The organism is Burkholderia sp. BCC0097, from assembly GCF_902832985.1.
Classification (GTDB): Bacteria; Pseudomonadota; Gammaproteobacteria; order Burkholderiales; family Burkholderiaceae; genus Burkholderia; species Burkholderia orbicola.
The window spans coordinates 273,261-299,126 of sequence record NZ_CADFDM010000010.1 but is presented as its reverse complement, the minus strand read 5'-3'; the positions used below and the strand labels follow the sequence as shown (position 1 = coordinate 299,126).

The window sequence follows — 25,866 nt, the reverse complement described above, 5'->3', positions numbered from 1 at the left end:
TCTACTTGACACAATTTTATCAACTGGAATAATTCTTCCACTTGGAATAAATTGGATCCCGCATGTCGACGCCACAAGACCCGCCACAGAAAGCAGATCGTCAGGAAAACGGAGCAATGCCGCGCAAAGGAAACGGCGGGTCGAAGCGGCGCATCCTGCTCGTGGTCGCCGTGCTCGCGGCCGTCGGCGGCGCGGTCTGGCTCGGCCGCTGGTGGACGGTCGGCCGCTTCATCGAAAGCACCAACGATGCGTATCTGCAGGCGGACAGCATGACCGCCGCGCCGAAGGTCGCCGGCTACGTGACCGACGTCTATGTACGCGACAACCAGCCCGTGAAGGCCGGCGATCCGCTCGTGCGGCTCGACGTCCGCCAGTACCAGGTGGCGCTCGCGCAAGCGCTGGCGACCGTCGATGCCCGCCGCGCCGATATCGCGCGCGCCGAAGCCGACATCAGCCAGCAACGCGCGAATCTCGAACAGGCCGACGCGCAGGCGAAGGTGTCGCGCATCAACGCGCAGCATGCAAGCGACGAGTACACGCGCTATGCGCCGCTCGCGGCGACCGGCGCCGAAACGCACGAACGCGTGGCCGATCTGAAAAGCACGCGCGACCAGGCGGCGGCGACACTCGCCGCGAACAACGCGTCGATCGCCGCCGCTCGCACGCAGATCGCGTCGTTCACCGCCCAGCTTCAGCAGGCACGCGCGCAGCTCGAGGCGGCGCAGGCCAGCGCCGCGCAGGCGCAACTCGACCTCGACAACACGATCGTGCGCAGCACGCTCGCAGGCCGCGTCGGCGATCGCACGGTGCGCGTCGGGCAATACGTGCAGCCCGGCACGCGCCTGCTGACCGTCGTACCGGTCGACTCGATCTACCTCGTCGCGAACTTCAAGGAAACGCAGATCGGCAACATGCGCATCGGCCAGCCCGTCGAGCTGCATGTCGATGCGCTGCCGGACGGCCCGCTGTCCGGCGTCGTCGACAGCTTCGCGCCCGGCACCGGTGCGCAGTTCGCGCTGCTGCCGCCCGAGAACGCGACCGGCAACTTCACGAAGATCGTCCAGCGCGTACCGGTGCGCATCCGTCTCGCCGCGAACGCCCGCGCGCAACGCATGTTGCTGCCCGGGCTGTCGGTGACGGTCGACGTCGATACGCGCTCGGCCCGCGACGAGCAGCATCATGGCTGATACGCCCGCCACGATACCCATGCCGCCGCATGAAGGCCGCGCGAGCGTGACCGACTGGATCGCGGTCGCGGCCGGCGCGCTCGGCGCGCTGATGGCGACGCTCGACATCTCGATCACGAATTCCGCGCTGCCGCAGATCCAGGGCGAAATCGGCGCGACCGGCACCGAAGGCACATGGATCTCGACCGGCTACCTGATGTCGGAAATCGTGATGATCCCGCTCGCCGCGTGGCTCACGCGCGTGTTCGGGCTGCGCAATTTCCTGCTGACGAACTCCGCGCTGTTCATCGCGTTCTCGATGATGTGCGGCTGGTCGCATTCGCTGCCGATGATGATCGCCGGCCGGATCGGACAGGGCTTCACCGGCGGCGCGCTGATCCCGACCGCGCAGACGATCATCCGCACGCGCCTGCCGCTGTCGCAGTTGCCGGTCGGGATGACGCTGTTCGGCCTGATCGTGCTGCTCGGGCCGCTGTTCGGCCCGGTGCTCGGCGGCTGGCTCGCGGAAAATGTGAACTGGAGCTGGTGCTTCTTCCTGAACCTGCCCGTATGCCTGCTGCTGATGGCGCTGCTGGTGTTCGGCCTGCCGTCGGACCGCCCGCAATGGAGCGCGTTCTTCAACGCGGACTGGCTCGGCATCCTCGGCCTCGCGATCGGCCTGAGCTCGCTGACCGTCGTGCTCGAGGAAGGCCAGCGCGAACGCTGGTTCGAATCGCAGATGATCGTCACGCTGAGCGTCGTGTCGTTCGTCGGGATGGTCCTGATCGCGCTGTCGCAGCGCTTCGCGAAGCGGCCGATCATGCGGCTGTCGCTGATGCGCAACCCACGCTACGCGAGCGTGATCGTGATCGTGTCCGCGGTCGGTGCCGGGCTGTACGGCGTGTCCTACCTGCTGCCGCAGTTCCTCGCGATCGTCGCCGGCTACAACGCGGAACAGGCCGGCGCGATCATGCTGTTGTCGGGACTGCCGGCCTTTCTCGTGATGCCGATCCTGCCGCGCCTGCTCGGCAAGGTCGATTTCCGCATCCTCGTGATCACGGGGTTGCTGCTGTTCTGCCTGAGCTGCATGCTCGACATCAGCCTCACCGCGCAGAGCGTGGGCCACGATTTCGTGTGGTCGCAACTGATCCGCGGCCTCGCGCAGATGCTCGCGATGATGCCGCTCAACCAGGCGTCGATGGCGGCCGTCGCGCGCGAAGACTCGGGCGATGCGGCCGGGCTCTACAACATGGCGCGCAACCTCGGCGGCTCGATCGGGCTCGCGATCATCGGCACCGTGATCGACCGGCGCACGGCCTTCCATACGGCCGCGCTGCGCGAATCGGTGACCGCGAACTCGCTGATCGGCCAGGATCGCCTGTCGGCCTATGCGGCCAACTGGTTCGCGCACACCGGCGATCTCGCGTATTCGAACATGCGCGCGCTCGGCCAGTTCGCGCAACAGATCCAGATCCAGGCCGTCGTGATGACCTATTCCGAAACCTTCTATCTGCTGGGCCTCGCGCTGCTCGCCTGCGTGCCGCTCGCGCTGCTGCTGAGAACGCCGCGCGGCCCGCAACCGATGTCGTCCGGCCATTGACCCGTCATACGCGATGAAACCCCTCTCCCTGCCCCGCCGCCCCGCGCTCACGCTGTGCGCGACCGCGTGCCTGCTCGCCGGCTGCACGGTCGGCCCCGACTACCGCGGCGCGCCCGCCGCGCCGGATGCGCCGACTTTCGTGCGTGCGCCGGCCACCGGCGTCGACACCGCCGCGCCCGCGCCGAGCGCGTGGTGGCACGCGCTGAACGATCGCCAGCTCGACGAACTGATCGTTGCCGCGCTCGTGTACAACCCCGATCTGCACGCGGCGCAGGCGCGCTTGCGCGCGGCACGCGCGCAGCTCTCGCAACAGCGCGCCGCGCAGATGCCGAAATCGTCGGCCACCGTCGCGGCCGTCCGCATGCGCGAGCCGGACGTCAGCGCGCTCGGCTCGCTGCTGCCGTCGAACGGCTCGGAGCAATCGGGCGGCACGTCGCCGTCGCTCGGCGGCTCGGGGCCGCTGCAACTCTATTCGGCGGGCTTCGACGCGACCTGGGAAATCGACCTGTTCGGCGGCACGCGCCGCGCGGTCGAAGCCGCATCCGCCCAGGCCGAAGCGGTCGACGCCGATCTCGCCGACACGCAGGTGTCGATCGCGGCCGAAGTCGCGAATGCGTATGTCGACCTGCGCGATCAGCAGCAACGACTTGCGTTGTCGAAGCGCACCGCGCAACTGCAGCAGCAGATGCTCGAACTCACGCAGCAGCGCCGCGCACGCGGCGTCGCGGCCGATGCCGACATCGAGCGACTGACGACGCAGGTCGAGAACACGCGCGCGTCGCTGATCCCGCTGGATGCCCAGGTGACCGAATCGCTCGACCGGCTCGCGATCCTGACGGGCCGCGCGCCGGGCGCGCTCGACGCCGCGCTGTCGACCCCGGACTCGGCATTGCCGACGCTGCCCGGCAGCGTCGCGATCGGCGATCCGGCCACGCTGCTCAAGCAACGCCCCGACATCCGCGCGGCCGAACGCCGGCTCGCATCGAGCCAGGCGCAGATCGGCGAGCATATCGCCGACTATTTCCCGAAGGTGACGCTGCTCGGCGATCTCGGCTTCAGCGCGACCGACCCCGGCCACCTGTTCCGCAAGCAGAATTTCACGTGGGTCGGTGCGCCGTACCTGCAATGGAACATTCTCGATTTCGGACGCACGCGTGGCGCGGTACGCGCGGCCGAAGCGTCGCGCGATGAAGCGGAGGCGAATTATCAGAAAGCCGTGCTCGGTGCATTACAGGATGCCAACACCGCGTTGCAGCGTTACGGGCATCAACGCGAGCACGTCGTCGCATTGACGAAGGTGCAGACGTCGGCCGTTCATTCGCGCGCGCTGATGGACCAGCGCTATCGCGCGGGCGTCGCGTCGATGATCGACCTGCTCGATACGCAACGCGAAGCGCTCGCGGCGCAGCAGAACGTGATCGCCGGGCAAGCCGAACTGATCAAGGACTATGTGTCCGTGCAGAAGAGTCTCGGACTCGGATGGCAGTCGAGTGCCGGTTGACCGCGCCGACGTAAATCATGTACGACCAATGCATCATGCTCGTCGAAACAATCCGGCAATAACTCATTGCGCGCGCAACAATCCCGCTTCGTTTCTTGCGCAACGAACGGGCTCGCGCCGCATCGACCCCACGGCTATCGAAAACATATCGAATATCAATTAGCCATTCGTCTGACGATCTCTTCTAATTCAGTCGGCTTCCCCACCACCGATCGGATCAAGGAGTTCCATCGTCATGTCCTCATCTTCCCATCGCGTGCTGCGGCACGCAGTCGCCGCAATCTGCGTGGCACTCTCCGCCTCTCCGTATGCCGCCGAACTCACGCGTGACACCGGCGCGCCCGTCGGCGACAACCAGAATTCGCAGACGGCCGGCCCCGCCGGCCCGGTGCTGCTGCAGGATTCCGCGCTCATCGAGAAACTGCAGCGCTTCGATCGCGAACGCATTCCCGAGCGCGTCGTGCATGCGCGCGGCACCGGCGCATTCGGCGAGTTCGTACCGAGCGCCGACATCTCCGACCTGACGAAAGCGAAAGTCTTCACGCCGGGCACCCGCACGCCGGTGTTCGTGCGCTTTTCCACCGTGATGGGCTATCGCGGCTCGCCCGAGCAGGCGCGCGACCCGCGCGGCTTCGCGGTGAAGTTTTATACGCAGCAGGGCAACTGGGACATGGTCGGCATCAACTGGCCGGTGTTCTTCATTCGCGACGGCATCAAGTTTCCCGACTTCGTGCACGCGAACAAGCCGAGCGCCGTGACCGGCGTGCAGGACCCGAACCTCGCGTTCGACTTCTTCGCGCACACGCCCGAAGCGACCCATATGCTGACGCGGCTGTACACGGACGAGGGCATGCCCGATTCGTATCGCCGCATGGACGGCTTCGCGGTGCATGCGTTCAAGTTCGTCAATGCGCAAGGCGACGTGCACTACGTGAAGTTCCACTGGAAGAGCCAGCAAGGCGTGCACGGCCTGCGCCCGCAAGAAATCCCCGCGTCGATCGGCCGCGACTGGAACCTGATGACGAACGACCTGTACGGCGCGCTGAAACAGGGCGATTTCCCGAAGTGGGACCTGTACGTGCAGGTGCTCACGCCGAAGGATCTGAACCGCTTCGACTTCGACGCGCTCGACGATACGAAGGTGTGGACCGGCGTGCCTGAACGCAAGATCGGCACGATGACGCTCAATCGCGTGCCCGACAACTACTTCCAGTCGACCGAGGAATCGGCCTTCGCGCCGTCGCGACTCGTACCGGGGATCGAGCCGTCCGAGGACCGGATGCTGCAGGATCGCCTGTTCGCGTACGCCGACACGCAGATGTACCGGCTCGGCGCGAACTACATGGATCTGCCGATCAATCGTCCGGTCGTGCCGGTCGTCAACAACAACCAGGACGGCAAGATGAACGCCGGCGACCGCAAGGGCGAGGTGAATTACGAGCCGTCGACGCTGAACGAACTCGCTCAGGATCCGCAGTACAAGTCGGTCCGCATGGCGCTCAACGGCACGACGCAGCAGGAAGCGATCCGCAAAAAGCTGCCGTTCCGTCAGGCGGGCGAGTACTACCGTAGCCTGTCGCAGCAGGACAAGGACGACCTCGTCACCGCGCTGTCCGGCGACCTCGGTCAGGTGAAGAACGCGCAGAACCAGTACGCGATGCTGTCGTACTTCTACAAGGCCGACGCCGATTACGGTACGCGTCTCGCGCAGGCCGTTCACGCGAACGTCCAGCAAGTGCAATCGCTCGCGGCGAAGCTGAGCGACAACTGATCCCCGCGGCTCCGGCCGCTGCCGACGTGTGCGACACGCGCCGCGCACGTCGGCCCGGCCATTTCATCAGGACACCCTCATGCGATCCGAACGCTTCCCCCGCACGATCCGTGCGGCCGTGGCGGGGCTCGCGCTGGCCACGCTCGCCGGCTGCGCGCACCTGCCCGACCAGCCGACGTACGGCAAGGCCGACCCTGCCGCGCTGCGCCGCTATGACGGCGACTGGTTCGACGCCGCGCGCGTCGGCCGCGTCGATATCCTGCGCGCGTTGCACGATGCCGGCTATCCGGTCGACGCAACCGACAGCCACGGCTATACGGCCGTGATCCTCGCGTCGTACGACGGCCAGCCCGCGGCGCTCGACTACCTGTTGTCGGTCGGCGCCGATGCGTGCGCCGGCGATCGGCACGGCAACACCGCGCTGATGGGCGCCCTCTTCAGGAACGAGCCCGATATCGCGCGACGCCTGATCGGCACGCGCTGCCCGATCGACCAGACGAACGGCGCCGGCGAAACCGCGCTGGGGTTCGCGACGCTGTTCAACCGCTTCGAGCTGATTCCGCTGCTCGTCGCGCGCGGCGCGAATCCGAACCACGTCGACCGGCGCGGCCAGTCGCTGCTTCAACTCGCGCTGACGCACGACAACACGTATGCGGCGGACGCACTGCGAGATGCCGGCGCCAAACCGTAGCGCGCCTGCGCGTCAAATGGCGCGCCCCATTCGCTGATCCGATCCGCGTCGCCATCGCGCGATGCCGGCGCCATGTCGCGCACGTGTGCGCCCAGCGGCCCCGTCATGGCCAGCCAGCTGCAGACGCACCGCCTCGTCGTGCAGTTCCCCGCCTCCCCCCGCCGGCTCGATCATTAACCACCAGCGCGAGCCGGCGCGAGCCGACACGCACATCGAGCCGAAACACCGCTCGCCCGACGCCGCGCCGCACCCTGTTCGTCCGAGCATTCCGCTTCGGCTCACCCCCTCCTTTCGGCGCCTTTCGCCGCCTCCATCGAATCTCCATCTTTCCGCATCAAAGCCCCAAACTAATCCAAGCACACTCCGCCCCGTCAAAGCAGGCAGTGGGCTGCCTGCGCTTCCTGGAGTCGCTATGAAGAATCAGAAACGATGCTGCCACGGCGCCGTATGCGCGCTGGTGGCGGCAATGCTGGCGGGGTGCGGGCCGTCCGAGCAGCAGGCCGCCGCACCGGCCACCCCGGTCGCGGCCATGACGGTGGCCGCCACGCGCGTCGACGTGACCGAAGACCTGCCGGGCCGCGTCGCGGCCGTGCGGGTGGCCGAGATCCGGCCGCAGGTGAGCGGCATCGTGCAACGCCGGCTGTTCGAACAAGGCACCGAAGTGCGCGCCGGCCAGCCGCTGTTCCAGATCAATCCGGCGCCGTTCAAGGCGGAGATGGACACGGCCGCCGCTTCGCTGCAGCGCGCGCAGGCCGCGCTCGAGCGCGCGAAGGTGCAGACCGCGCGCTTCAAGCCGCTCGTCGAGGCCGACGCGATCAGCCGCCAGGTGTACGACGACGCCGTATCGCAACGCGACCAGGCCGCGGCCGACGTCGCGCAGGCCCGCGCGACGCTCGCGCGCCGCCAGCTCGATCTGAAGTTCGCGACCGTGGAAGCGCCGATCGCCGGCCGCATCGACCAGGCGCTCGTGACCGAAGGCGCGCTGGTGTCGAGCAGCGACAGCCAGCCGATGGCGCGCATCCAGCAGATCGACCAGGTCTACGTGGACGTGCGGCAGCCGGCCGCCTCGCTCGAGGCGCTGCGCGACGCGCTTGCCTCGCAGCCGCAAGCGTCGGCCAGCAACGGCCTGCCGGTCGACGTGCTGCGCGACGACGACACGCGTTACGACGTAAAGGGCCGCATGCTGTTCTCGGGCGTCAACGTCGATCCGGGCACCGGCGACGTACTGCTGCGCGTGCTGGTCGACAACCCGAAACGCCAGTTGCTGCCGGGCATGTACGTGCGTGCCCGGATTCCGCGCGCGCACTACGCCAACGCCGTGATGGTGCCGCAACAGGCCATCGTGCGCGCCGGCGGCAAGCCGCAGGTGTGGGTGCTCGACGCGAAAGGTACCGCTCATCTGAAAGCGGTCGAGGTCGGCGAACTGACGAACCGCAGCTATCGCATCAAGTCGGGCCTGCAGGCCGGCCAGAAGGTCGTCGTCGAAGGCATGGAGCGCCTGACCGACGGCGCGCCGGCTGCCGCGACCGACTGGAAGTCGCCTGACGCGGCTGCCACCGCGTCCGCGCACTGAGTCACGAGGAGCCTACAGCCATGGCTGAATTCTTTATCCGACGCCCGGTGTTTGCGTGGGTGATCGCGCTCTTCATCATCCTGACGGGGCTGATCGCGATCCCGCAACTGCCGGTCGCGCGCTACCCGTCGGTCGCGCCGCCGTCCGTCACGATCACCGCGAGCTACCCGGGCGCCACGCCGCAGACGATGAACGACGGCGTGCTGAGCCTCATCGAGCGCGAATTGTCCGGCGTCAAGAACCTGCTGTACTTCGAATCGTCGGCCGATACCTCGGGCCAGGCGCAGATCACCGTGACGTTCAAGCCCGGCACCAATCCGGAGATGGCGCAGGTCGACGTGCAGAACAAGATCAAGTCGGTCGAGCCGCGCCTGCCCGCCGCCGTGCGTCAGAACGGACTGATCGTCGAATCCGCGTCGTCCGGCTTCCTGATGATCGTCAGCCTGCGTTCCGACAACGGCCGCTTCGACGAAGGCGCGCTCGCCGACTACATGGCGCGCAGCGTCTCCGAGGAACTGCGGCGCATCGACGGCGTCGGCCGTGTGCTGCAGTTCGGTTCGGAACGCGCGATGCGCATCTGGGTCGATCCGCAGAAGCTGATCAATTTCGGCCTGTCGATGAGCGACCTGACGACCGCGATCGGCCAGCAGAACGTGCAGATCGCACCGGGCAGCCTCGGTGCGCTGCCCGCGCTGGCCGGCCAGCGCGTGACCGTGCCGCTCACCGCGCAAGGTCAGCTCACGACGCCGGAAGAGTTCGCGAAGGTCGTGCTGCGCGCGAACGCGGACGGCTCGAAGGTCGTGCTCGGCGACGTCGCCCGCGTCGAACTCGGCTCGCAGAACTACACGTTCGTGAGCCGCGAGAACAACAAGCCGGCCACCCTCGCCGGCGTACAGCTCGCGCCGGGCGCCAACGCGGTGAAAACGGCAGAGGCGATCCGTGCGCGCATGGCCGAACTGAGCAAGTCGATGCCGTCCGGCATGAGCTACTCGATCCCGCTCGACACGTCGCCGTTCGTGAAGATCTCGATCGAGAAAGTGCTGCACACGCTGCTCGAGGCGATGGTGCTCGTGTTCCTCGTGATGTACCTGTTCCTGCAGAACGTGCGCTATACGCTGATCCCGGCCATCGTCGCGCCGGTCGCGATGCTCGGCACGTTCACGGTGATGCTGCTGACCGGCTTCTCGATCAACGTGCTGACGATGTTCGGCATGGTGCTCGCGATCGGCATCATCGTCGACGACGCGATCGTCGTCGTCGAGAACGTCGAACGCCTGATGGCCGAGGAAGGACTGTCGCCGAAGGACGCGACGTCGAAGGCGATGAAGGAGATCACCGGCGCGATCATCGGCGTCACGCTGGTGCTGACCGCGGTGTTCCTGCCGATGGCGATGGCGAGCGGCTCGGTCGGCGTGATCTACAAGCAGTTCACGCTGTCGATGGCCGTGTCGATCCTGTTCTCCGCGCTGCTGGCGCTGACGCTCACGCCGGCCCTGTGCGCGACGATGCTCAAGCCGCTCGCACCGGGTCATCACGAGAAGCGCGGCTTCTTCGGCTGGTTCAACCGCCGCTTCGATCGCCTGACGCAATGGTACGAGACGCGCGTCGGCCGCCTGGTCGGTCGCACGGGCCGCGTGATGCTGGTGTTCGTCGCGATTTCGGGCGCACTGGTATTCGGTTTCCGCAGCCTGCCGTCGTCGTTCCTGCCGGATGAAGATCAGGGCTACTTCATCACCAGCTTTCTGTTGCCCGCCGACGCTACCGCCGAGCGTACGCACGACGTGGTCAAGACGCTGGAGAAGCATCTTGCTTCGCGTCCGGCAATCCAGTCGAGCATTTCCGTGATCGGTTACGGCTTCTCGGGCCAGGGCTCGAACGCGGCGATCAACTGGTCGGTGATGAAGGACTGGAAAAACCGTGGCGGCGCGTCGACGATCGAGGAAGGCATGCTCGCGCAGCAGGCGATGGCCGGCGTGACCGAAGGCACGGTGATGAGCCTGCTGCCGCCGGCGATCGACGAACTCGGCAACAGCTCGGGCTTCTCGATGCGGCTGGAAGACCGCGCGAACCAGGGCGCGGCGGCGCTCAAGGCGGCCGAAGCGAAGCTGCTCGAACTCGCCGCGCAAAGCAAGGTCGTGACCGGCGTGTACCCCGACAGCCTGCCGGCCGGCACCAGCATCCGCCTCGAGATCGACCGCGCGAAGGCACAGGCGCTCGGCGTGTCGTTCACGACGCTCAGCGACACGCTGTCGACCGCGATGGGCTCGACCTACGTGAACGACTTCCCGAACGCGGGCCGCATGCAGCAGGTGATCATCCAGGCCGATGCGCCGGCACGCATGCAGATCGACAACGTGATGAAGCTGTACGTGCGCAACGCGGCCGGCGGCATGGTGCCGCTGTCCGAGGTGGTGCGCCCCGTATGGACCGACACGCCGCTGCAGATGGTGCGCTTCAAGGGCTATCCGTCCGCGCGCATCGCCGGCAACGCGGCGCCCGGCCAGTCGAGCGGCGCGGCGATGGCCGAGATGGAACGGCTCGCCGCGCAACTGCCGCCGGGCTTCGCGGTCGAGTGGACCGGCCAGTCGCTGCAGGAACGCCAGTCGGCGTCGCAGGCACCGATGCTGATGGTGCTGTCGATGATCGTCGTGTTCCTGGTGCTCGCCGCGCTGTACGAAAGCTGGTCGATCCCGCTGTCGGTGATGCTCGTGGTGCCGCTCGGCCTGATCGGCGCGATCGGCGCGGTGCTGTTGCGCGGGATGCCGAACGACGTGTTCTTCAAGGTCGGGATGATCACCGTGATCGGCCTGTCCGCGAAGAACGCGATCCTGATCGTCGAGTTCGCGAAGCAGTTGCGCGAGGAAGGCAAGGGGTTGATCGAAGCGGCGGTGCAGGCCTCGAAGCTGCGCCTGCGCCCGATCCTGATGACCTCCCTCGCGTTCGGCCTCGGCGTCGTGCCGCTGATGATCGCGACCGGCGCCAGCGCCGAAACGCAGCACGCGATCGGCACCGGCGTGTTCGGCGGCATGGTGACCGCCACGGTGCTGGCCATTTTCTTCGTCCCTGTTTTCTTTGTGTTCGTGATGAGTATCCAGGAGCGTATCGGCGCGTGGCGGGCTTCCCGCAAGCAGCCGGCTTCCCCGACTCACGAACAGGAAGGTTGATGCCATGCGATTGCTTATTCTTCCCCTCGTCCTCGCGCTGTCGGCCTGCTCGCTGGCGCCCACGCTGGTCAAACCGTCGATGCCGGTGCCGACGGCCTACACCGCCGCCGCTGCCGCCAATCCCGACGCGAACGCCGCCGACCTCGGCTGGCGCACGATGTTCGGCGACCGCCGCCTGCAACGCCTGATCGAGCTCGCGCTCGAGCACAATCGCGACCTGCGCGTGGCCGCGCTGAACGTCGAGGCCGCCGAAGCGCAGTACGGCATCCAGCGTTCCGCGCGCCTGCCGTCGATCGGCGCCGGTGCGAGCTTCACACGCCAGCGTACGTCGGACGACACGCAGTCGAATCCGCCGCTGTTCGGCGCGACGCAGAACCAGTACGGCGTGAACGTCGGCATCAGCGCGTTCGAGATCGACCTGTTCGGCCGCGTGAAATCAATGTCGGATGCGGCATTCGCGCGCTACCTCGCGACCGATCACGGCCGCCGCGCGGTGCAGATCTCGCTCGTCGGCGGCGTGGCGGACGCGTACTTCGCGGAACGCCTCGCGCACGAGCAACGCCAGTTGTCCGAACGCACGCTCGCCGACTGGCAGCAGTCGCTCGATCTCGCGCGCCGCCTGAAGGAGGCGCATCAGGCGAGCGGCGTCGACATCGCGCAGGCCGAAGGCCAGGTCGCGAGCGCGACGGCCGATCTCGAAGCGCGCACGCGCGCCGTCGAGCAGGCACGCAATGCATTGCGCCTGCTGATCGGCACCGAGCTGCCGAAGGATCTGCCCGAGCCGCTGCCGCTTCAGCAGCAACCGGTGATGACGCAACTGCCGGCCGGCTTGCCGTCCGAACTGCTGTTCCGTCGCCCGGATATCCAGCAGGCCGAACAAAATCTCGTCGCCGCGAATGCAGACATCGGCGCCGCGCGCGCCGCGTTCTTCCCGCGCCTGTCGCTGACGTCGTCGATCGGCTTCCTCAGCCCGGCGATGGGCAGCCTGTTCGACGGCGGGCAGCGCGCATGGAGCTTCGCGCCGCAGGTCACGGTGCCGATCTTCCAGGGCGGGCGGCTGCGTGCCGAGCTGCGTCTCGCGGAAGTGCGCAAGTCCAGCGCGGTCGCCGAGTACGAACGCGCGATCCAGGCCGCGTTCCGCGAAGTGGCCGACGGCATCGCCGGACGTGAAACCTTCGGCCGTCAAATCGAAGCACAAACGCGTGTGGTCGGCTCGGCCGAACGCCGCACCGACCTGTCGAACCTGCGCTATCGCGCGGGTGTCGAGGGGCGGCTGGAGTTGCTCGATTCGCAGCGCCAGCTCTATGCGGCACGACAGGCGCTCCTCGATCTGCGCCGCAGCGAGCTCGGCAATGCCGTCGCGCTGTACAAGGCGCTCGGCGGCGGCCTGACGGACCAGGACGTCGCACCGTCGAAGCGCACGATGCAGAACTGAACGAACGGCGCCGTTCCGTCCCGCGCACAGCGTGGCGAAACGGCGCGCTCCGGCCCGGCAACGAGCCGCCCCGATTGTTCGACACAGCACGGCACACTCCATGACGAATTCCCTGATACTGATTGCAGAAGACGAGCCCGACATCTCGGACATCCTCGATGCGTACCTGAAACACGACGGCTTTCGCACCTACCGCGTCGCCGACGGGCAAGCGGTGCTCGACATGCAGCCGCACCTGAAGCCGGACCTGATCCTGCTCGACGTGAAAATGCCGCAGAAGAACGGCTGGGACGTGCTCGACGAACTGCGACGGCGCGACAACACGCCCGTCGTCGTCCTCACCGCGTTCGATCGCGATCTCGACCGGCTGCAGGCACTGCACGCCGGCGCGGACGACTACATCGTCAAGCCGTTCAACCCGGCCGAGGTCGTCGCGCGGTTGCGCGCGATCCTGCGCCGGTCGGCCGCGCCGCCGACCACGCGCATGCTGCGCGTCGGCGACCTGGAGATCGACACCGACAGCTATCTGACCCGCGTGCGCACAGCCAGCACCGAGGTGCCGATCACGCTGACGCTGACGGAGTTCCGGCTGCTCGCGCACATGGCGAGATCGCCGAGCCGCGTGTTCACACGCGGCGAATTGCTCGACGCGTGCATGGCCGACGTCAGCGCGCTGGAACGCACGGTCGACAGCCACATCTGCAGGCTGCGCAAGAAACTCGAACAGGCCGGCGCACCGGGCATGCCCGAAGTGATGCGCGGCGTCGGCTACCGGCTGCGGGGCGTGCAGTGATGCTGCCGGCCAGGCCCGGTCGGCAAATCGGGCAGGCGATCGGCCTCGCCGCGATCGTCGTCGTGCTGCTCGTCTGCACCGTTGCGTTCGTCGTCCACGCAGCACTGCATGCGCCGGCCGCATTGCCGCACGACGCGAGCGCCGACGCGATGCTCCGCAATGCGTCCACTTACCTGGTGCTAGCGACGGCGCTGTTCGTCTGCCTGCTGGCCGCCGCGTTCGACCTGTTCAGGCTGCTCCGCCGCATGCTCGCGACGCTCGACGCCATGGCGGACACCGCCGGCCGGATCGTGGCCGGCGATCCGTCGGCGCGCACGGTTTCCCGCGACGGCTGCCCGGCCGACCTGTCGCGTTTCATCGGGCACTTCAATGCGATGACTCACTCAATGAAATCCACGAATCCTTCCGATGCGACAGCCCCCGTCGCCAGCAGCAGTCGCGTCACGCGCACACAGCTCGCCGAACTCGAAACCCGGCTCGACGCCATCAAGGCGCTCGCCACCGATGATGCGGACGCTTCCTCGCGCGACGCGCTGCTTCAGCATGTCGACGCGCTGTTCCGGTGCGTCGAAGACCTTCAGGCAACCGAACGACAGGCGCCGGCGATTCGAACATTTCCTCGATAACGAACGGCCGTTTCAATACGCATCGGAAAGGATCGGCGAGTCGCTTTCGGTATTACCTGCGTTACCGGCTTCGAACATTACAAAACACTGCCGATCTTTTCAAAATCATTGCGGCTTATTCGATTTAATTTTATTTCATATAATCAAAAAAAGTTTGACACCGCGCTTTCGTTCTTGATACCGTCCGATGCAAGCAATCCGACGGATTGCCCGCCACGCAAACGATTCCGCTCCACGTTTTTTCGCTTCCGCTGCACCGAAGTACGCGCCGCCGAATGATGCGTTCGCCCGCCGGCGCGTGCAGTATCCCGATGCATTTCAATGGACGGCTGCCATCCGGCAGCGGGCCGAAGGATCGAATCAAATGAGCAGGACAACGAAGCTGTTGCTCTAGCAATCCCGCCCGCGCCGACTCCGGCGCGACTGCCCCGCCCTGCGGCGCAGCTTTCCCGTTACCGCGTTTTCCGTATTTCGCCTCCGGAGAAAAACCGCTTTCCGGATCGGGCGAAAGGCCCTGTCGCGTCCGTGCCATCCGCCCGCATGCGACAGAAAGCGGCGGTGCATGACCCGCACCGCTGTCGACCGTTGTTGTTCGTGCCGTTCGTTGTTCAACCGGAGGGGTAATTCAAATGAATCAGGTTGCAAACAAGAATCAAAAGCACATTCGCATCGTCAAACTCGCATTCGCCGCCGCAGCAGCCGCGACGTTCGGCATGGCGACCGCCCATGCCGCGCCCGCGGCCGGCTGGACGGAAACGCGCACCAAGGGCTTCCTGCCTCTCGTGCAGCAGAACGAAGCCGGTACGGCCGGCGCGCCCGCGGCGAGCACGGCAGCCGCGGCCGCCTCTGCCATCGAGATGGCGCCCGGCGAATCGGTGGACATCGTGCTCGGGCTGAACCTGCGCAACGAAGCACAGCTCGACCAGTACCTGCGCGACCTGCATACGCCCGGCTCGCCGCACTACCGGCAGTTCCTCACGCCTGCGCAATTCGCCGCGCAATATGCGCCGACCGACCAGCAGGTCGCCTCCGTTGTCGCCCACCTGCGCAAGGCCGGCTTCGTGAATATCGTGGTCGCGCCGAACCGGCTGCTGGTCTCCGCGTCCGGCACCGCGGGCACCGTCCAGTCCGCGTTCCGCACGACCCTCAAGCGCTTCACGCGCAACGGCCGCAGCGTCTATGCGAACACCGACGCCGCGCAAGTGCCGAACGCGATCGGCAACGTCGTCGGCGCGGTGCTCGGCCTGCAGAACGTCGAGCTCGTGCATACGGGCGCGGGCAGCAAGCCGCAAGGCAACACCAGCAACCTGACGATCCCGGCCGGCGCGTCGGCGGTGCCGCACAACCCGACCGAGTTCTCGTCGATCTACGGCGGCGACGGCACGCCGACGGCCTCGCAGACCACGGTCGGCATCATCTCCGAAGGCGACCTGTCGCAGACGGTGAGCGACCTCAATACGTTCGCCGCGAACAACGGCCTCGGCACGATCAGCAGCAGCATCGTGAAGACGGGCCCGGCCGGCAGTTCGTACACCGACACCGACGGCACCGTCGAATGGAACCTCGACAGCCAGTCGATCGTCGGCACGGCCGGCGGCAGCGTGAAGCAGGTCGTGTTCTACGTCGCGCCGTCGATGACGCTCACCGCGATCACGGCCGCGTACAACAAGGCCGTGACCGACAACGTCGCGAAGGTGATCAACGTGTCGCTCGGCGTGTGCGAATCGTCCGCGAACAGCACCGGCTCGCAGGCAACCGACGACACCATCTTCAAGCAGGCGGTCGCGCAAGGGCAAACCTTCTCCGTTTCCGCCGGCGACCACGGCGCGTACGAATGCGCGAGCGGCACGCCGTCGCGCTCGACCTACACGGTGAGCGAGCCGGCCACGTCGCCGTACGTGATCGCGGTGGGCGGCACGACGCTGTTCACCAATACGTCGACCAATGCGTACAACAGCGAGATCGTCTGGAACGATCCGAGCTGGCAGCCGGGCACCGTGTGGTCGACGGGCGGTGGGTACAGCAAGTACGAGGCCGCGCCGACGTGGCAGTCGTCGACCCTCACCGGCTCGACCAAGCGCGCGCTGCCCGACGTCGGCTTCGACGCCGACCTGCGCACGGGTGCGATTCTCGTCGTGAACGGCCAGACGTCGGACACGCTGTGGGGTTCGGGATACCTGAACAACGAAGGCGGCACGAGCCTCGCCGCGCCGATCTTCACGGGCATCTGGGCGCGGCTGCAGTCGGCCAACAACAACGCGCTCGGGTTCCCCGCGTCGAGCATCTACAAGTACTTCCCGACCAACGCGGCGCTGCTGCACGACGTCACGTCCGGCAACAACGGCAGCGGCACTTACGGCTACAAGGCGAAGGCCGGCTGGGATGCGACGACGGGCTTCGGCAGCGTGAACATCTCGAAGCTGAATACGTTCATCCAGAGCACGTCGGATTTCGCGCGCTGATGAATCGCTGACCGAACCGGGTGCGGGAGCGCGACGCATCGCGCGCGCCGAGGCGCCGTACCCGACCCATCGCGTTGAAGAAACCCGCGAAGGCTGCGAAGCCGTCGCGGGTTTTCTGCATTCAGCGCCCAGTCGCCGCGCGCAGCGAGCGTCACGCGCGCCCCAACCTTGCAATCGTTGCGCAAACAACTTTCACGTCGGTTACCGCGTGCCCGCGTGTCCACTTACGGACTGCAAGGTACACACACTGTTACACAACGCCGCGACAACTTCCGCGCGTATCGTGCGTTTAACTAAAGGTATCGATTCGTCGCGGGACAACCACCATGCGAACACGATCCAGCCGCCCGCTCCGGCCGATGCCACCGGAACCTGCGCGGACGGTCGCGACACGGTGTTCGAGCCGATCGCGCGGCCCGCGTGCCTGCCAACGCTGCCACCACACCGAACGAACAACATGAATCACACCCGTGCACACCGCCCCGTCAGGACGCTGATCGCGTCGTCCGTCATCGTGTCGCTGCTCGGCCTGTCGGCCTGCAAGCACGACGACAGCAGCGCCGCCGCGCCGGCCAGCGATGCGAGCGCCGCCTCGGCGGCACAGCCCGCGTCGACGCCCGTCGCGTACACGCCGCCGAGTGCCGACCAGCTCTATCAGATGGTCGCGCCGATCGCGCTGTTCCCCGACAAGCTGGTCGCATTGGTGCTCGCGGGCGCAACGTATCCGGACCAGATAACGGCCGCCAATACATGGGTGACGCAAAATCCGTCGTTGAAGGGTCAGGCGCTCGCGAGCGCCGCCGACGCGCAGCCGTGGGACCCGTCCGTCAAGGCGCTGACCGCGTTCCCCGCGGTGCTGTCGCAAATGGCGTCGAACCCGGCCTGGACCACCTCGCTCGGACAGGCGTACTACAACGATCCGACCGACGTGATGAATGCGATCCAGGTGATGCGCCAGCGCGCGCAGAAATCCGGCCATCTGCGCTCGAGCGGTCAGATGCGGGTCACGCAAGTCGCGCAGGCCGCGCCGGCGGGCTACACGCCGGCCACCGACGCGCCGGTGGTCTACAGCGGGCCGGCGATCGTGCCGCCGCCCGAGCAGGCGATCGAGATCGAACCCGCGCAGCCCGATGTCGTGTACGTGCCGTCGTACAACCCGACCGTCGTCTACGGCGAGCCGGTTTCGTCCTATCCCGGCTATGTGTATCGGCCGCCCGTCTACAGCACCGGCGAAGTCGTCACGGCCGGCCTGATCACGTTCGGCGTCGGCATCGCCGTCGGCGCGGCGATCTTCGGGCATCACGACTGGGGTTGGCACGCATGGGGCGTGAACTGGGGCGCACCGCCCCGCGAAGGCCCGGCGTGGCACGGCGGCTGGCAGCGTCCGGCCGTGGTGTACAACCACACCACCTACGTGACGAAGTCGACCACGGTGATCAACAACATCACGAACATCCGCAACACACGCATCACGAACAACTACGGCGGCAACGTCACCACCAACAACACGACGATCGAGCGCAACACGGTCCGGCCGGGCGCGGAGCCGATGCACGGCCAGGCCATGGAGCAGCGCCCGGGTGCCGCGCCGATGACGATCCCGCATTTCGGTGCAAACGACGCGCGCCCCGGTGCACGACCCGCGCCCGAAGCATTCGCGCAGCATCGCGCGAATGCGCCGCATGCCGAGGTGCCCGTGCCGCATCCGCCCGGTGCGACGCACGACACGCGGCAGCAGGCGATGCAGCGCGAACCTGCCGCGCAGGAGACTCGCGCGGCGGCGCAGCAACAGCAGCAACAACGCGCGGATATGCAGCGACACGACGCGGCCCGGCAGCGCGAAGCGCTGCAGCAACGCAATGCCGCCCAACAGCAGGAACACGCTCAGGCGCAGCAGCGTGACGAAGCGCAACAGCAGCAACGCGTGGAAGCGCAGCAACGTGACGAGGCCCGGCAACAGCAGCGGAGCGAGGCGGCGCAACAGCAACAACGCAAGGAGATGCAGCCGCACCCCGAAGCGCCGCCGCACGAACACGCGGCACCGCAGCCTCGGCAGGCAGCGCCCGAGCATGCGCACGCGCCGCATCCGGCCGAGTCGCACCCGCCGCACGAATCGCGCGAACATCGGCCCGGATAAAAGGCACGACACGCAGGCATCTCGGCGACGCGGGCGCGATACGGGCCGTCACGCCACGCGCCGCCACGCCCTTCAATCGGCCCAATTCCGGACATAGTCCGGCACCGCCACGTCGCCGTCTGCATGAACCGGCACGCCGCGCGTCGTCTTCAGCGGCAAGATCCCGGCCCACACCGCCAGCCCGAGATCCTCTTCCTTGTCGGACGGCAGCGAATCGCTGACTTTCACGGCCGCTTCCACCATCGAAATCCGCAGCACGCTGGTCGCATTGATTTCCTTCGAATTGCCCGGCCGCGCTTCATGCTTGCGGCCCGGCGCGATCTTGTCCATCAACGCATCCAGCGCGGCGAGTTTTTCCGCGCTGCCTTCGATCACGTCGAACTGCCCGTAGATCACCGCGGATCGGTAATTCATCGAATGGTTGAAGGCGGATCGGGCCAGCACGAGGCCGTCCAGCAGCGTCATCGCGACGCAAGCCTGCACGCCGGCCGACAATGCCTTGACCATCCGGCTTCCGTTCGCCCCGTGGATATAGAGCGCATCGCCGATTCTCCAGTGCGCGGTCGGGATGCAGTGCGTGTTTTGCCCGTCGCCGAATGCGATGTGACAGACGTACGCGTCGTCCACGATGCGGTGGAGCATCGTGCGATCGCGGCTCGCCAGTTCAGGCAGGCGGCGAATGGTCGTACGCGGTGTGGAAGAGAGACCGATCTGTTCGTTCATCTATCTGTACTGCAAAATGAATTGTATTCGGCATCGTGCCGTATCCGTGCATGAGCGCGTGGCTGCCCGGCCCATCGACAGTCGCTCGTCGAATCGAGCAAAATACGCGCATCCCGCAAGTCGCGCCGATCGCTGAAAATGCGCGTTACCGGCCTGCCCCGCGAGAACGTGAACGATACGATGCGCGCGGCCTCTTCGAAAGAACCAGCACAACGAAAATTTCTGGAACCAGCCCATGGATCTCGCGCTGCTCATCTCGTCGCTTGCCAGACAGGACGGCGCGACAACGCATAGTCGGCAGGAGGCCCTCTACCGGAGCCTGCGCAACATGCTGCTGGACGGGCACCTCCCGCCCGGCACGCGGCTCGCGTCGACGCGCGTGCTCGCGGCCGAGCTGGGCATCGCGCGCAATTCCGCGGTCTATGCGTACGAGCGTCTTGCCGAGGAAGGCTTCGTGGCGGCCACGCGCAACGGCACGATCACGCTATGGGACGGCTCCGGCCGCTCGAGCGTCGGCAATGAAAAAGACCTCGCGCCGGTTCACTTGTCGGCACGCGTGCACGGGCTGGAGAACGCCGATCCCGAGCCCGAACGCATGCTGCCGTTCGTCCCCGGCCTCCCGTCCCTCGACGAATTCCCGGTTGCCCAGTGGCGTCGTTGCATCGAGCGCGCGTGGAAGACCATCACGCCCGCCCGGCTGGCGTACGGGCCGGTCGAAGGGCTGCCCGAACTGCGGCGCGCGGTGGCCGCGTACATCCGCGTGTCGCGCGGCGTGCGCTGCGACACGGGCCAGGTGTTCATCACCGACGGCACGCAGAGCAGCCTCGAACTCTGCGCGCGCATGCTGGCGAATCCGGGGGAATACGGCTGGCTCGAGAACCCTTGCTACAACGGCGCGAGAACCGCGTTCCGGTCGACCGGCCTGAATCCCGTGCCGATCGAGGTCGATCGCGAGGGCATGGCGCCGACCGACGTGCAGTGGCGCACCCACCCGCCCCGGCTGATCTATACGACACCGTCGCACCAGTACCCGCTCGGCGCACTGATGAGCCCGCGGCGCCGCGCGGCGCTCGTCGAGCACGCCCGTGCATGCGGCGCGTGGATCATCGAGGACGACTACGACAGCGAGTTCCGTCACGGCGGCCAGCCGCTGCCCGCGATCCAGGGCCTGCATGCCGATGCACCGGTGTGCTATCTCGGCACGTTCAGCAAGACGATGTTTCCGGCCCTGCGGCTCGGCTTCATGGTGGTGCCGCCGGTGCTGGTCGACCGCTTCACGAGCACGCTGCGCGAACTCGTCCATCGCGGCCACTCGGCCGACCAGCTGGCGATGGCCGAATTCATCGATACCGGCCTGTTTGCGCGGCACCTGCGGAAGATGCGGGCGCTCTACGCCGAGCGGCGCGGCAGCCTCGAAGCGGCGCTCGCCCGCCATCTCGGCACATCGCTGAGCGTGCGGGAAAGCCCCGGCGGCATGCATCTTTCCGCGGATCTCGCGGTGCCGCTGCACGATACCGACGTCGCGCGCACGGCCGCCGCCCGCGGCTTGCGGCTCCAACCGCTGAGCAGCTACTGCATCGGCGACGGCCGGCGATACAACGGCTTCGTGCTCGGCTATTCTGGGCTGAGCGACGCGACGATCGAAACAGCGGCGATGCAGTTCGCCGACATCATCGAGCAGCACCGCCGCGCGCGGCACTGAGTACCGCTCACAGTTGCGATTCGATCGGAAACAGCCCGAGAAACCACACTTCCATCCGCCGCGGGGCGGACACTTCCGGCTCGTGATCGATCTCGGTGACTTTCCCGTCCGCATCCGTCTGAACCCACTTGAGGCGCCCGCTGCCGGCCGCATCGGTTCTCGCCTCGACACGCCACGCGATCTGGTCGAGTCGCGCCTCCAGATCGTTGGCCACCTGCGATGCAATCGCCGGGCTCTCGCAGTAAACGCCGATCTCCGTATTGAGGTTCAGCGAGCGCGGATCGAGATTCATCGACCCGATGAAGATGCTCGTGTGATCGAACACGTAGGTCTTCGCATGCAGCGACGCGCGCGACGAGCCGATGATGACCTGCTTCGAAATGCTCTTGTCGCCCGATGGCCGGCGCTCGTAAAGCCGCACGCCGGCGTTCACCAGATCGCTTCGATAGCGACGGTAGCCGGCATGCACGGCCGCCACGTCGGTCGACGCGAGCGAATTGGTCAGCACCGTCACGCGCACGCCGCGCGCCGTGAGCGCACGCAGCCGCTCGACCACTTCCCTGCCCGGCACGAAATACGGCGACACGATCAGCAGGTCGTGCCGGGGCTGCAACGCAAGCGCACGCAACTGCGGCATCAGGTGGCCGTCGCTGTCCTTCGGCGGGTGCGCGATCTTCGATGGATCGTCGTACAGCACCGTCGCACGCCCCCACGACAGCTCCGTACCCTGCCCGTGGACGATCCGGTCGAGCCGCTGGCGGGCCTGGAGCACGTACGGATTGTCTTCCATCGCCCTCAGATAGTCGCGCAACCGCTCGCGCTCGTGATCGAGCCCGCCCGGCGCCGCATCGTGCCCGACCAGCGTATCGACCGGATACGCATACGGCGAATTCCAGAACGTATCGAACTCGGTCGAGATGTCTTTCACGACCGGGCCGTGAACGACGACATCGAGATCGCCGAACTCGAGCATCGACGATGCGCCGAAGTATTCGTCGCCGATGTTGCGCCCGCCGACGATCGCCGCCTGGTTGTCCGCGATCATCGCCTTGTTGTGCATGCGCCGGTTGACGCGCGAGAACTCGAACACGGTGCCGAGCTTCTTGAACCGGCGCGTCGCCACCGGATTGAACAGCCGGATCTCGATGTTCGGATGCGCGCTGATCTCCAGCAGCTTGCGGTCGTCCGCGTTGGTGCCGAGGTCGTCGAGCAGCGCGCGCACGCGCACGCCGCGATCGGCCGCGCGGATGACCGCGTCGGCCAGTTCGTGGCCGGTCAGGTCGTCGTGCCAGATGTAGTACTGAAGATCCAGCGAGCGGTCCGCGCGGTCGGCGAGCAGCACGCGCGCGTCCAGTGCGTCGACCGGATCGGTCAACAAATGAAACGCGTCCTGCCCCGGATGGGCGGCAGCCTGCTGACGAAACGCCACGCCGAGGCGCGTATCGTCGGTATCGGTGAATGCATGCGTCGGCGCGCGGTCAGCCTGCGGCGGCAGGCTCGCGCATGCGGCAAGCACCAGCAACGACAGAATCGCACCCCACGAACGCAGCCTGATCATGATCGCCGTCCCCGCTCCCGGGTGAAATCCGTTTGTTCTGGCCGCCGAATGGAGGCGGCATTGATCGGCGGTCCTGACGTGCGCGAGTATTGCGTCGAGGCCGGCCGCGCCACAGCATACTTCGATTGCCATCGGCGCGGCAGCCCCTCGTTGTTTTCCTGATCGCACCGCGCGGCCGCCCAAAGAAAAACCCGCGACGCATGACGCGATCGCGGGTTTTCGGCATGCCGCGATACAGTGCGGCGCGGCATGAAATCTGGTGGGCCCCCCGGGAGTCGAACCCGGCACCAACGAATTATGAGTTCGCTGCTCTAACCAAGCATGAGCTAGGGGCCCAGACGAGAAGCAAAGCGTGCTACACGCCACCCCGGCAACGAAGCCGGGCCGGCATTGTAACAACAAAGACGACAAAGGGAACAAACGCCACCGGCATCATGCGGATACCGGCGGCGTTCGTAAAAGGGACGCTGGAAATCAGTTCCCTTCGAGGAACGACTTCAGCTTGTCGGAACGGCTCGGGTGACGCAGCTTGCGCAGCGCCTTGGCCTCGATCTGACGAATCCGCTCGCGCGTGACGTCGAACTGCTTGCCGACTTCCTCGAGCGTGTGATCGGTGCTCATCTCGATACCGAAACGCATCCGCAACACCTTCGCCTCGCGCGGCGTCAGCGAATCGAGCACGTCCTTCACGACGTCGCGCATGCTGGCATGCAGTGCGGCATCCGCCGGCGCGACCGTGTTGGTGTCCTCGATGAAGTCGCCGAGATGGGAATCGTCGTCGTCACCGATCGGCGTTTCCATCGAGATCGGCTCCTTCGCGATCTTCATGATCTTGCGGATCTTGTCTTCCGGCATCTCCATCTTCTCGGCGAGCGTTGCCGGATCCGGCTCGAGACCGGTTTCCTGCAGGATCTGCCGCGAGATGCGGTTCATCTTGTTGATCGTTTCGATCATGTGAACCGGAATACGGATCGTGCGCGCCTGGTCGGCGATCGAACGCGTGATGGCCTGACGGATCCACCACGTCGCATAGGTCGAGAACTTGTAGCCGCGACGGTATTCGAACTTGTCCACCGCCTTCATCAGGCCGATGTTGCCTTCCTGGATCAGGTCGAGGAACTGCAGGCCGCGGTTCGTGTACTTCTTCGCGATCGAGATCACGAGACGCAGGTTCGCCTCGGTCATTTCGCGCTTCGCCTGACGCGCCTTCAGTTCGCCGGCCGCCATCTGACGGTTGGTTTCCTTCAGGTCCTTCAGCGGCAGCACGACGCGCGCCTGCAGGTCGAGCAGGCGCTGCTGCTGTTCGCGGATCGCCGGGACGTTACGCGACAGCACCGCGCTGTACGGATGGCCTTCCGCGGTGATCTTCTCGGCCCAGTCGAGATCCGTCTCGCTGCCCGGGAAGCGCGCGATGAATTCCGAGCGCGGCATGCCGCACTTGTCGACGACGATGTGCAGGATCTGACGCTCGACCTGACGCACTTCGTCCACCTGCGCACGCAGCGTGTCGCACAGGCGTTCGACGGTACGCGCGGTGAAGCGGATCGTCATCAGCTCGCTCTGGATCGTTTCCTGCGCCTTCAGGTAGGCCTTCGACTTGTAGCCTTCCTTCTCGAACGCGCGGCGCATCTTGTCGAACCACTCGCTGATCTGCGAGAACTTCTCGAGCGACGCGCGCTTGAGGGCTTCGAGCTGGGCGGCGTTCGCCGATGCCTGCGCGGCACCGTCGTCTTCCTCCTCTTCCTCTTCTTCCTCTTCCTCTTCGGCTTCCTCGTCCTCGTTCTCGATGGCTTCCGCTTCCTTCGCGGAGAAGCCGTCCGTATCGGCGGCGTCCGCGGCATTCGGATCGAGCAGGCCGTCGACGAGCTCGTCGACGCGGATCTCTTCGTTCGCGACGCGTTCGGCCATCGCGAGGATGTCGGCGATCGTCGTCGGGCACGCGGAGATGGCCATCACCATGTGGCGCAGGCCGTCCTCGATCCGCTTCGCGATCTCGATTTCGCCTTCGCGCGTGAGCAGCTCGACCGTGCCCATCTCGCGCATGTACATCCGGACCGGATCGGTCGTGCGGCCGAATTCCGAATCGACGGTGGACAGCGCGACTTCCGCTTCCTCCTCGACTTCATCGTCCGACGACGCGGCGGGCGCGTTGTCGTTCAGGAGCAGCGTTTCCGCGTCCGGCGCCTGCTCGTAAACCGCCACGCCCATGTCGTTGAACGTGCCGATGATGCCCTCGAGGGCTTCCGTCTCGGTGAAGTTGTCCGGCAGGTGGTCGTTGATTTCGGCGTACGTGAGGAAGCCGCGCTCCTTGCCGAGCTTGATCAGCGCGCGCAGTTTCACGCGGCGCTCTTCGAGCTCCTCGGCCGTGCCCGGCGTGCTCGTCGCGAACGCTTCCTTCAGCAGCGCCTTTTCCTTGGCGCGACGATCGCGCACCTTGGACTTGCCCGGTGCAGCCGCGGCTGCGGGCTGCTCGTCGCTCTGATTTGCGTCGTCTTCGACGGATACTTCGTTCAGCTTTTTGGTCATGGAGTTCGCCGTACCGGCTATATCGACTCGCGGCTGCTGGACGACAGCCGGTTGAACCGTGGGTGCATGAGTAGTACGTACTGCCGTTTCGTCCGCGTCGGCAGTCGTGTCCCTTGCGCTTTTCGCACTTGCCCGCTTCGCCGCCGGCTTGGCCGGCCCGGAGTCGGGTCTGGCGGCAGCCCGTGTTCTGGCTGCCGGCGCCGGCGCAGCCTGAGCAGTGCCGGCCGCGGTTTTCTTTCCTGCAGGGGCTGACGTGGCTGAAGACGTTGTCCTGGTGGAAGAAGCAGACTTGGCCGCTGTGACCTTCTTGGTCGGCTCCGTCGAGCCCTTGCCTGTTGCTTTCTTTCCGCCTGTCGTCTTTGCCATCGCGATTCTCGCCTCTGCTTGGAAAACAAACCGCTGGAAACCTTATATTATAGCACGCTGGGGAGCCCTCTC

Annotated in this window: 16 protein-coding genes and 1 tRNA gene; 13 read left to right on the top strand and 4 right to left on the bottom strand. The window is 66.5% G+C overall.

Annotated elements, in window-relative coordinates:
- The first annotated feature begins 62 nt into the window (after positions 1-62).
- The 12 genes from HWX07_RS30310 to HWX07_RS30255 all read left to right on the top strand — a co-directional run bounded on the left by HWX07_RS30310 (position 63) and on the right by HWX07_RS30255 (position 18,919).
- Positions 63-1,187 carry an HlyD family secretion protein gene (locus HWX07_RS30310; RefSeq protein ID WP_175878787.1) on the top strand — a complete coding sequence of 375 codons (1,125 nt, stop codon included), beginning with the start codon at positions 63-65 and terminating at the stop codon, positions 1,185-1,187.
- Positions 1,180-2,766, top strand: coding sequence for an MDR family MFS transporter (locus tag HWX07_RS30305; RefSeq protein WP_175878786.1), 1,587 nt, complete (start codon positions 1,180-1,182; stop codon positions 2,764-2,766). The genes HWX07_RS30310 and HWX07_RS30305 overlap by 8 nt, the downstream gene beginning before the upstream one ends.
- 13 nt (positions 2,767-2,779) lie before the next feature.
- Positions 2,780-4,267 carry an efflux transporter outer membrane subunit gene (locus tag HWX07_RS30300; RefSeq protein ID WP_175878785.1) on the top strand — a complete coding sequence of 496 codons (1,488 nt, stop codon included), beginning with the start codon at positions 2,780-2,782 and terminating at the stop codon, positions 4,265-4,267.
- 235 nt (positions 4,268-4,502) lie between these two features.
- Positions 4,503-6,038 carry a catalase gene (locus HWX07_RS30295; protein WP_078041440.1) on the top strand — a complete coding sequence of 512 codons (1,536 nt, stop codon included), beginning with the start codon at positions 4,503-4,505 and terminating at the stop codon, positions 6,036-6,038.
- Between the two features lie 79 nt (positions 6,039-6,117).
- On the top strand, positions 6,118-6,729 hold the full coding sequence (locus HWX07_RS30290) for an ankyrin repeat domain-containing protein (protein WP_175878784.1): 612 nt from the start codon (positions 6,118-6,120) through the stop codon (positions 6,727-6,729).
- A gap of 412 nt (positions 6,730-7,141) precedes the next feature.
- Positions 7,142-8,302 carry an efflux RND transporter periplasmic adaptor subunit gene (locus HWX07_RS30285; RefSeq protein WP_175878783.1) on the top strand — a complete coding sequence of 387 codons (1,161 nt, stop codon included), beginning with the start codon at positions 7,142-7,144 and terminating at the stop codon, positions 8,300-8,302.
- Between the two features lie 20 nt (positions 8,303-8,322).
- Positions 8,323-11,466, top strand: coding sequence for a multidrug efflux RND transporter permease subunit (locus HWX07_RS30280; protein WP_175878782.1), 3,144 nt, complete (start codon positions 8,323-8,325; stop codon positions 11,464-11,466).
- Between the two features lie 4 nt (positions 11,467-11,470).
- On the top strand, positions 11,471-12,901 hold the full coding sequence (locus HWX07_RS30275) for an efflux transporter outer membrane subunit (protein ID WP_175878781.1): 1,431 nt from the start codon (positions 11,471-11,473) through the stop codon (positions 12,899-12,901).
- Positions 12,902-13,001: 100 nt separating this feature from the next.
- Complete coding sequence (locus HWX07_RS30270; RefSeq protein ID WP_175878780.1) at positions 13,002-13,694, top strand: response regulator; 693 nt, start codon at positions 13,002-13,004, stop codon at positions 13,692-13,694.
- A complete protein-coding gene (locus HWX07_RS30265) occupies positions 13,694-14,320 on the top strand; it encodes a histidine kinase (RefSeq protein ID WP_226248008.1) in 627 nt (208 codons plus the stop codon). The genes HWX07_RS30270 and HWX07_RS30265 overlap by 1 nt, the downstream gene beginning before the upstream one ends.
- Before the next feature lie 629 nt (positions 14,321-14,949).
- Positions 14,950-16,782, top strand: coding sequence for a S53 family peptidase (locus HWX07_RS30260; protein ID WP_175878778.1), 1,833 nt, complete (start codon positions 14,950-14,952; stop codon positions 16,780-16,782).
- Positions 16,783-17,239: 457 nt separating this feature from the next.
- Positions 17,240-18,919, top strand: coding sequence for a DUF3300 domain-containing protein (locus HWX07_RS30255; RefSeq protein WP_175878777.1), 1,680 nt, complete (start codon positions 17,240-17,242; stop codon positions 18,917-18,919).
- A 72-nt stretch (positions 18,920-18,991) separates the two neighbouring features.
- Here HWX07_RS30255 and HWX07_RS30250 read toward each other — a convergent pair whose 3' ends face one another.
- Positions 18,992-19,642, bottom strand: a complete 651-nt coding sequence (locus HWX07_RS30250) for a pyridoxamine 5'-phosphate oxidase family protein (RefSeq protein WP_175878776.1) — start codon at positions 19,640-19,642, stop codon at positions 18,992-18,994.
- A gap of 235 nt (positions 19,643-19,877) precedes the next feature.
- Between HWX07_RS30250 and HWX07_RS30245 the strand changes: the two genes are divergently transcribed.
- A complete protein-coding gene (locus HWX07_RS30245) occupies positions 19,878-21,344 on the top strand; it encodes a PLP-dependent aminotransferase family protein (RefSeq protein ID WP_175878775.1) in 1,467 nt (488 codons plus the stop codon).
- 7 nt (positions 21,345-21,351) lie between these two features.
- On the opposite strand, the gene HWX07_RS30240 is transcribed toward HWX07_RS30245, so the two are convergent.
- The 3 genes from HWX07_RS30240 to rpoD form a co-directional block, all read right to left on the bottom strand.
- Positions 21,352-22,902, bottom strand: coding sequence for a phospholipase D family protein (locus HWX07_RS30240; RefSeq protein ID WP_175878774.1), 1,551 nt, complete (start codon positions 22,900-22,902; stop codon positions 21,352-21,354).
- Between the two features lie 257 nt (positions 22,903-23,159).
- Positions 23,160-23,238, bottom strand: a tRNA-Ile gene (locus HWX07_RS30235).
- Positions 23,239-23,376: 138 nt separating this feature from the next.
- Positions 23,377-25,794 carry an RNA polymerase sigma factor RpoD gene (gene rpoD / locus HWX07_RS30230; RefSeq protein WP_074803934.1) on the bottom strand — a complete coding sequence of 806 codons (2,418 nt, stop codon included), beginning with the start codon at positions 25,792-25,794 and terminating at the stop codon, positions 23,377-23,379.
- Positions 25,795-25,866: the final 72 nt, after the last annotated feature.

Bases quoted from the DNA above. Each gene is read 5' to 3' on its own strand.
- HWX07_RS30240 (WP_175878774.1), bottom strand. From the start codon at position 22,902: ATGATCAGGCTGCGTTCGTGGGGTGCGATTCTGTCGTTGCTGGTGCTT.
- HWX07_RS30310 (WP_175878787.1), top strand. From the start codon at position 63: ATGTCGACGCCACAAGACCCGCCACAGAAAGCAGATCGTCAGGAAAAC.
- HWX07_RS30270 (WP_175878780.1), top strand. From the start codon at position 13,002: ATGACGAATTCCCTGATACTGATTGCAGAAGACGAGCCCGACATCTCG.
- HWX07_RS30250 (WP_175878776.1), bottom strand. From the start codon at position 19,642: ATGAACGAACAGATCGGTCTCTCTTCCACACCGCGTACGACCATTCGC.
- HWX07_RS30260 (WP_175878778.1), top strand. From the start codon at position 14,950: ATGAATCAGGTTGCAAACAAGAATCAAAAGCACATTCGCATCGTCAAA.
- HWX07_RS30305 (WP_175878786.1), top strand. From the start codon at position 1,180: ATGGCTGATACGCCCGCCACGATACCCATGCCGCCGCATGAAGGCCGC.
- rpoD (WP_074803934.1), bottom strand. From the start codon at position 25,794: ATGGCAAAGACGACAGGCGGAAAGAAAGCAACAGGCAAGGGCTCGACG.
- HWX07_RS30245 (WP_175878775.1), top strand. From the start codon at position 19,878: ATGGATCTCGCGCTGCTCATCTCGTCGCTTGCCAGACAGGACGGCGCG.
- HWX07_RS30295 (WP_078041440.1), top strand. From the start codon at position 4,503: ATGTCCTCATCTTCCCATCGCGTGCTGCGGCACGCAGTCGCCGCAATC.
- HWX07_RS30265 (WP_226248008.1), top strand. From the start codon at position 13,694: ATGCTGCCGGCCAGGCCCGGTCGGCAAATCGGGCAGGCGATCGGCCTC.
- HWX07_RS30290 (WP_175878784.1), top strand. From the start codon at position 6,118: ATGCGATCCGAACGCTTCCCCCGCACGATCCGTGCGGCCGTGGCGGGG.
- HWX07_RS30285 (WP_175878783.1), top strand. From the start codon at position 7,142: ATGAAGAATCAGAAACGATGCTGCCACGGCGCCGTATGCGCGCTGGTG.
- HWX07_RS30280 (WP_175878782.1), top strand. From the start codon at position 8,323: ATGGCTGAATTCTTTATCCGACGCCCGGTGTTTGCGTGGGTGATCGCG.
- HWX07_RS30275 (WP_175878781.1), top strand. From the start codon at position 11,471: ATGCGATTGCTTATTCTTCCCCTCGTCCTCGCGCTGTCGGCCTGCTCG.
- HWX07_RS30300 (WP_175878785.1), top strand. From the start codon at position 2,780: ATGAAACCCCTCTCCCTGCCCCGCCGCCCCGCGCTCACGCTGTGCGCG.
- HWX07_RS30255 (WP_175878777.1), top strand. From the start codon at position 17,240: ATGAATCACACCCGTGCACACCGCCCCGTCAGGACGCTGATCGCGTCG.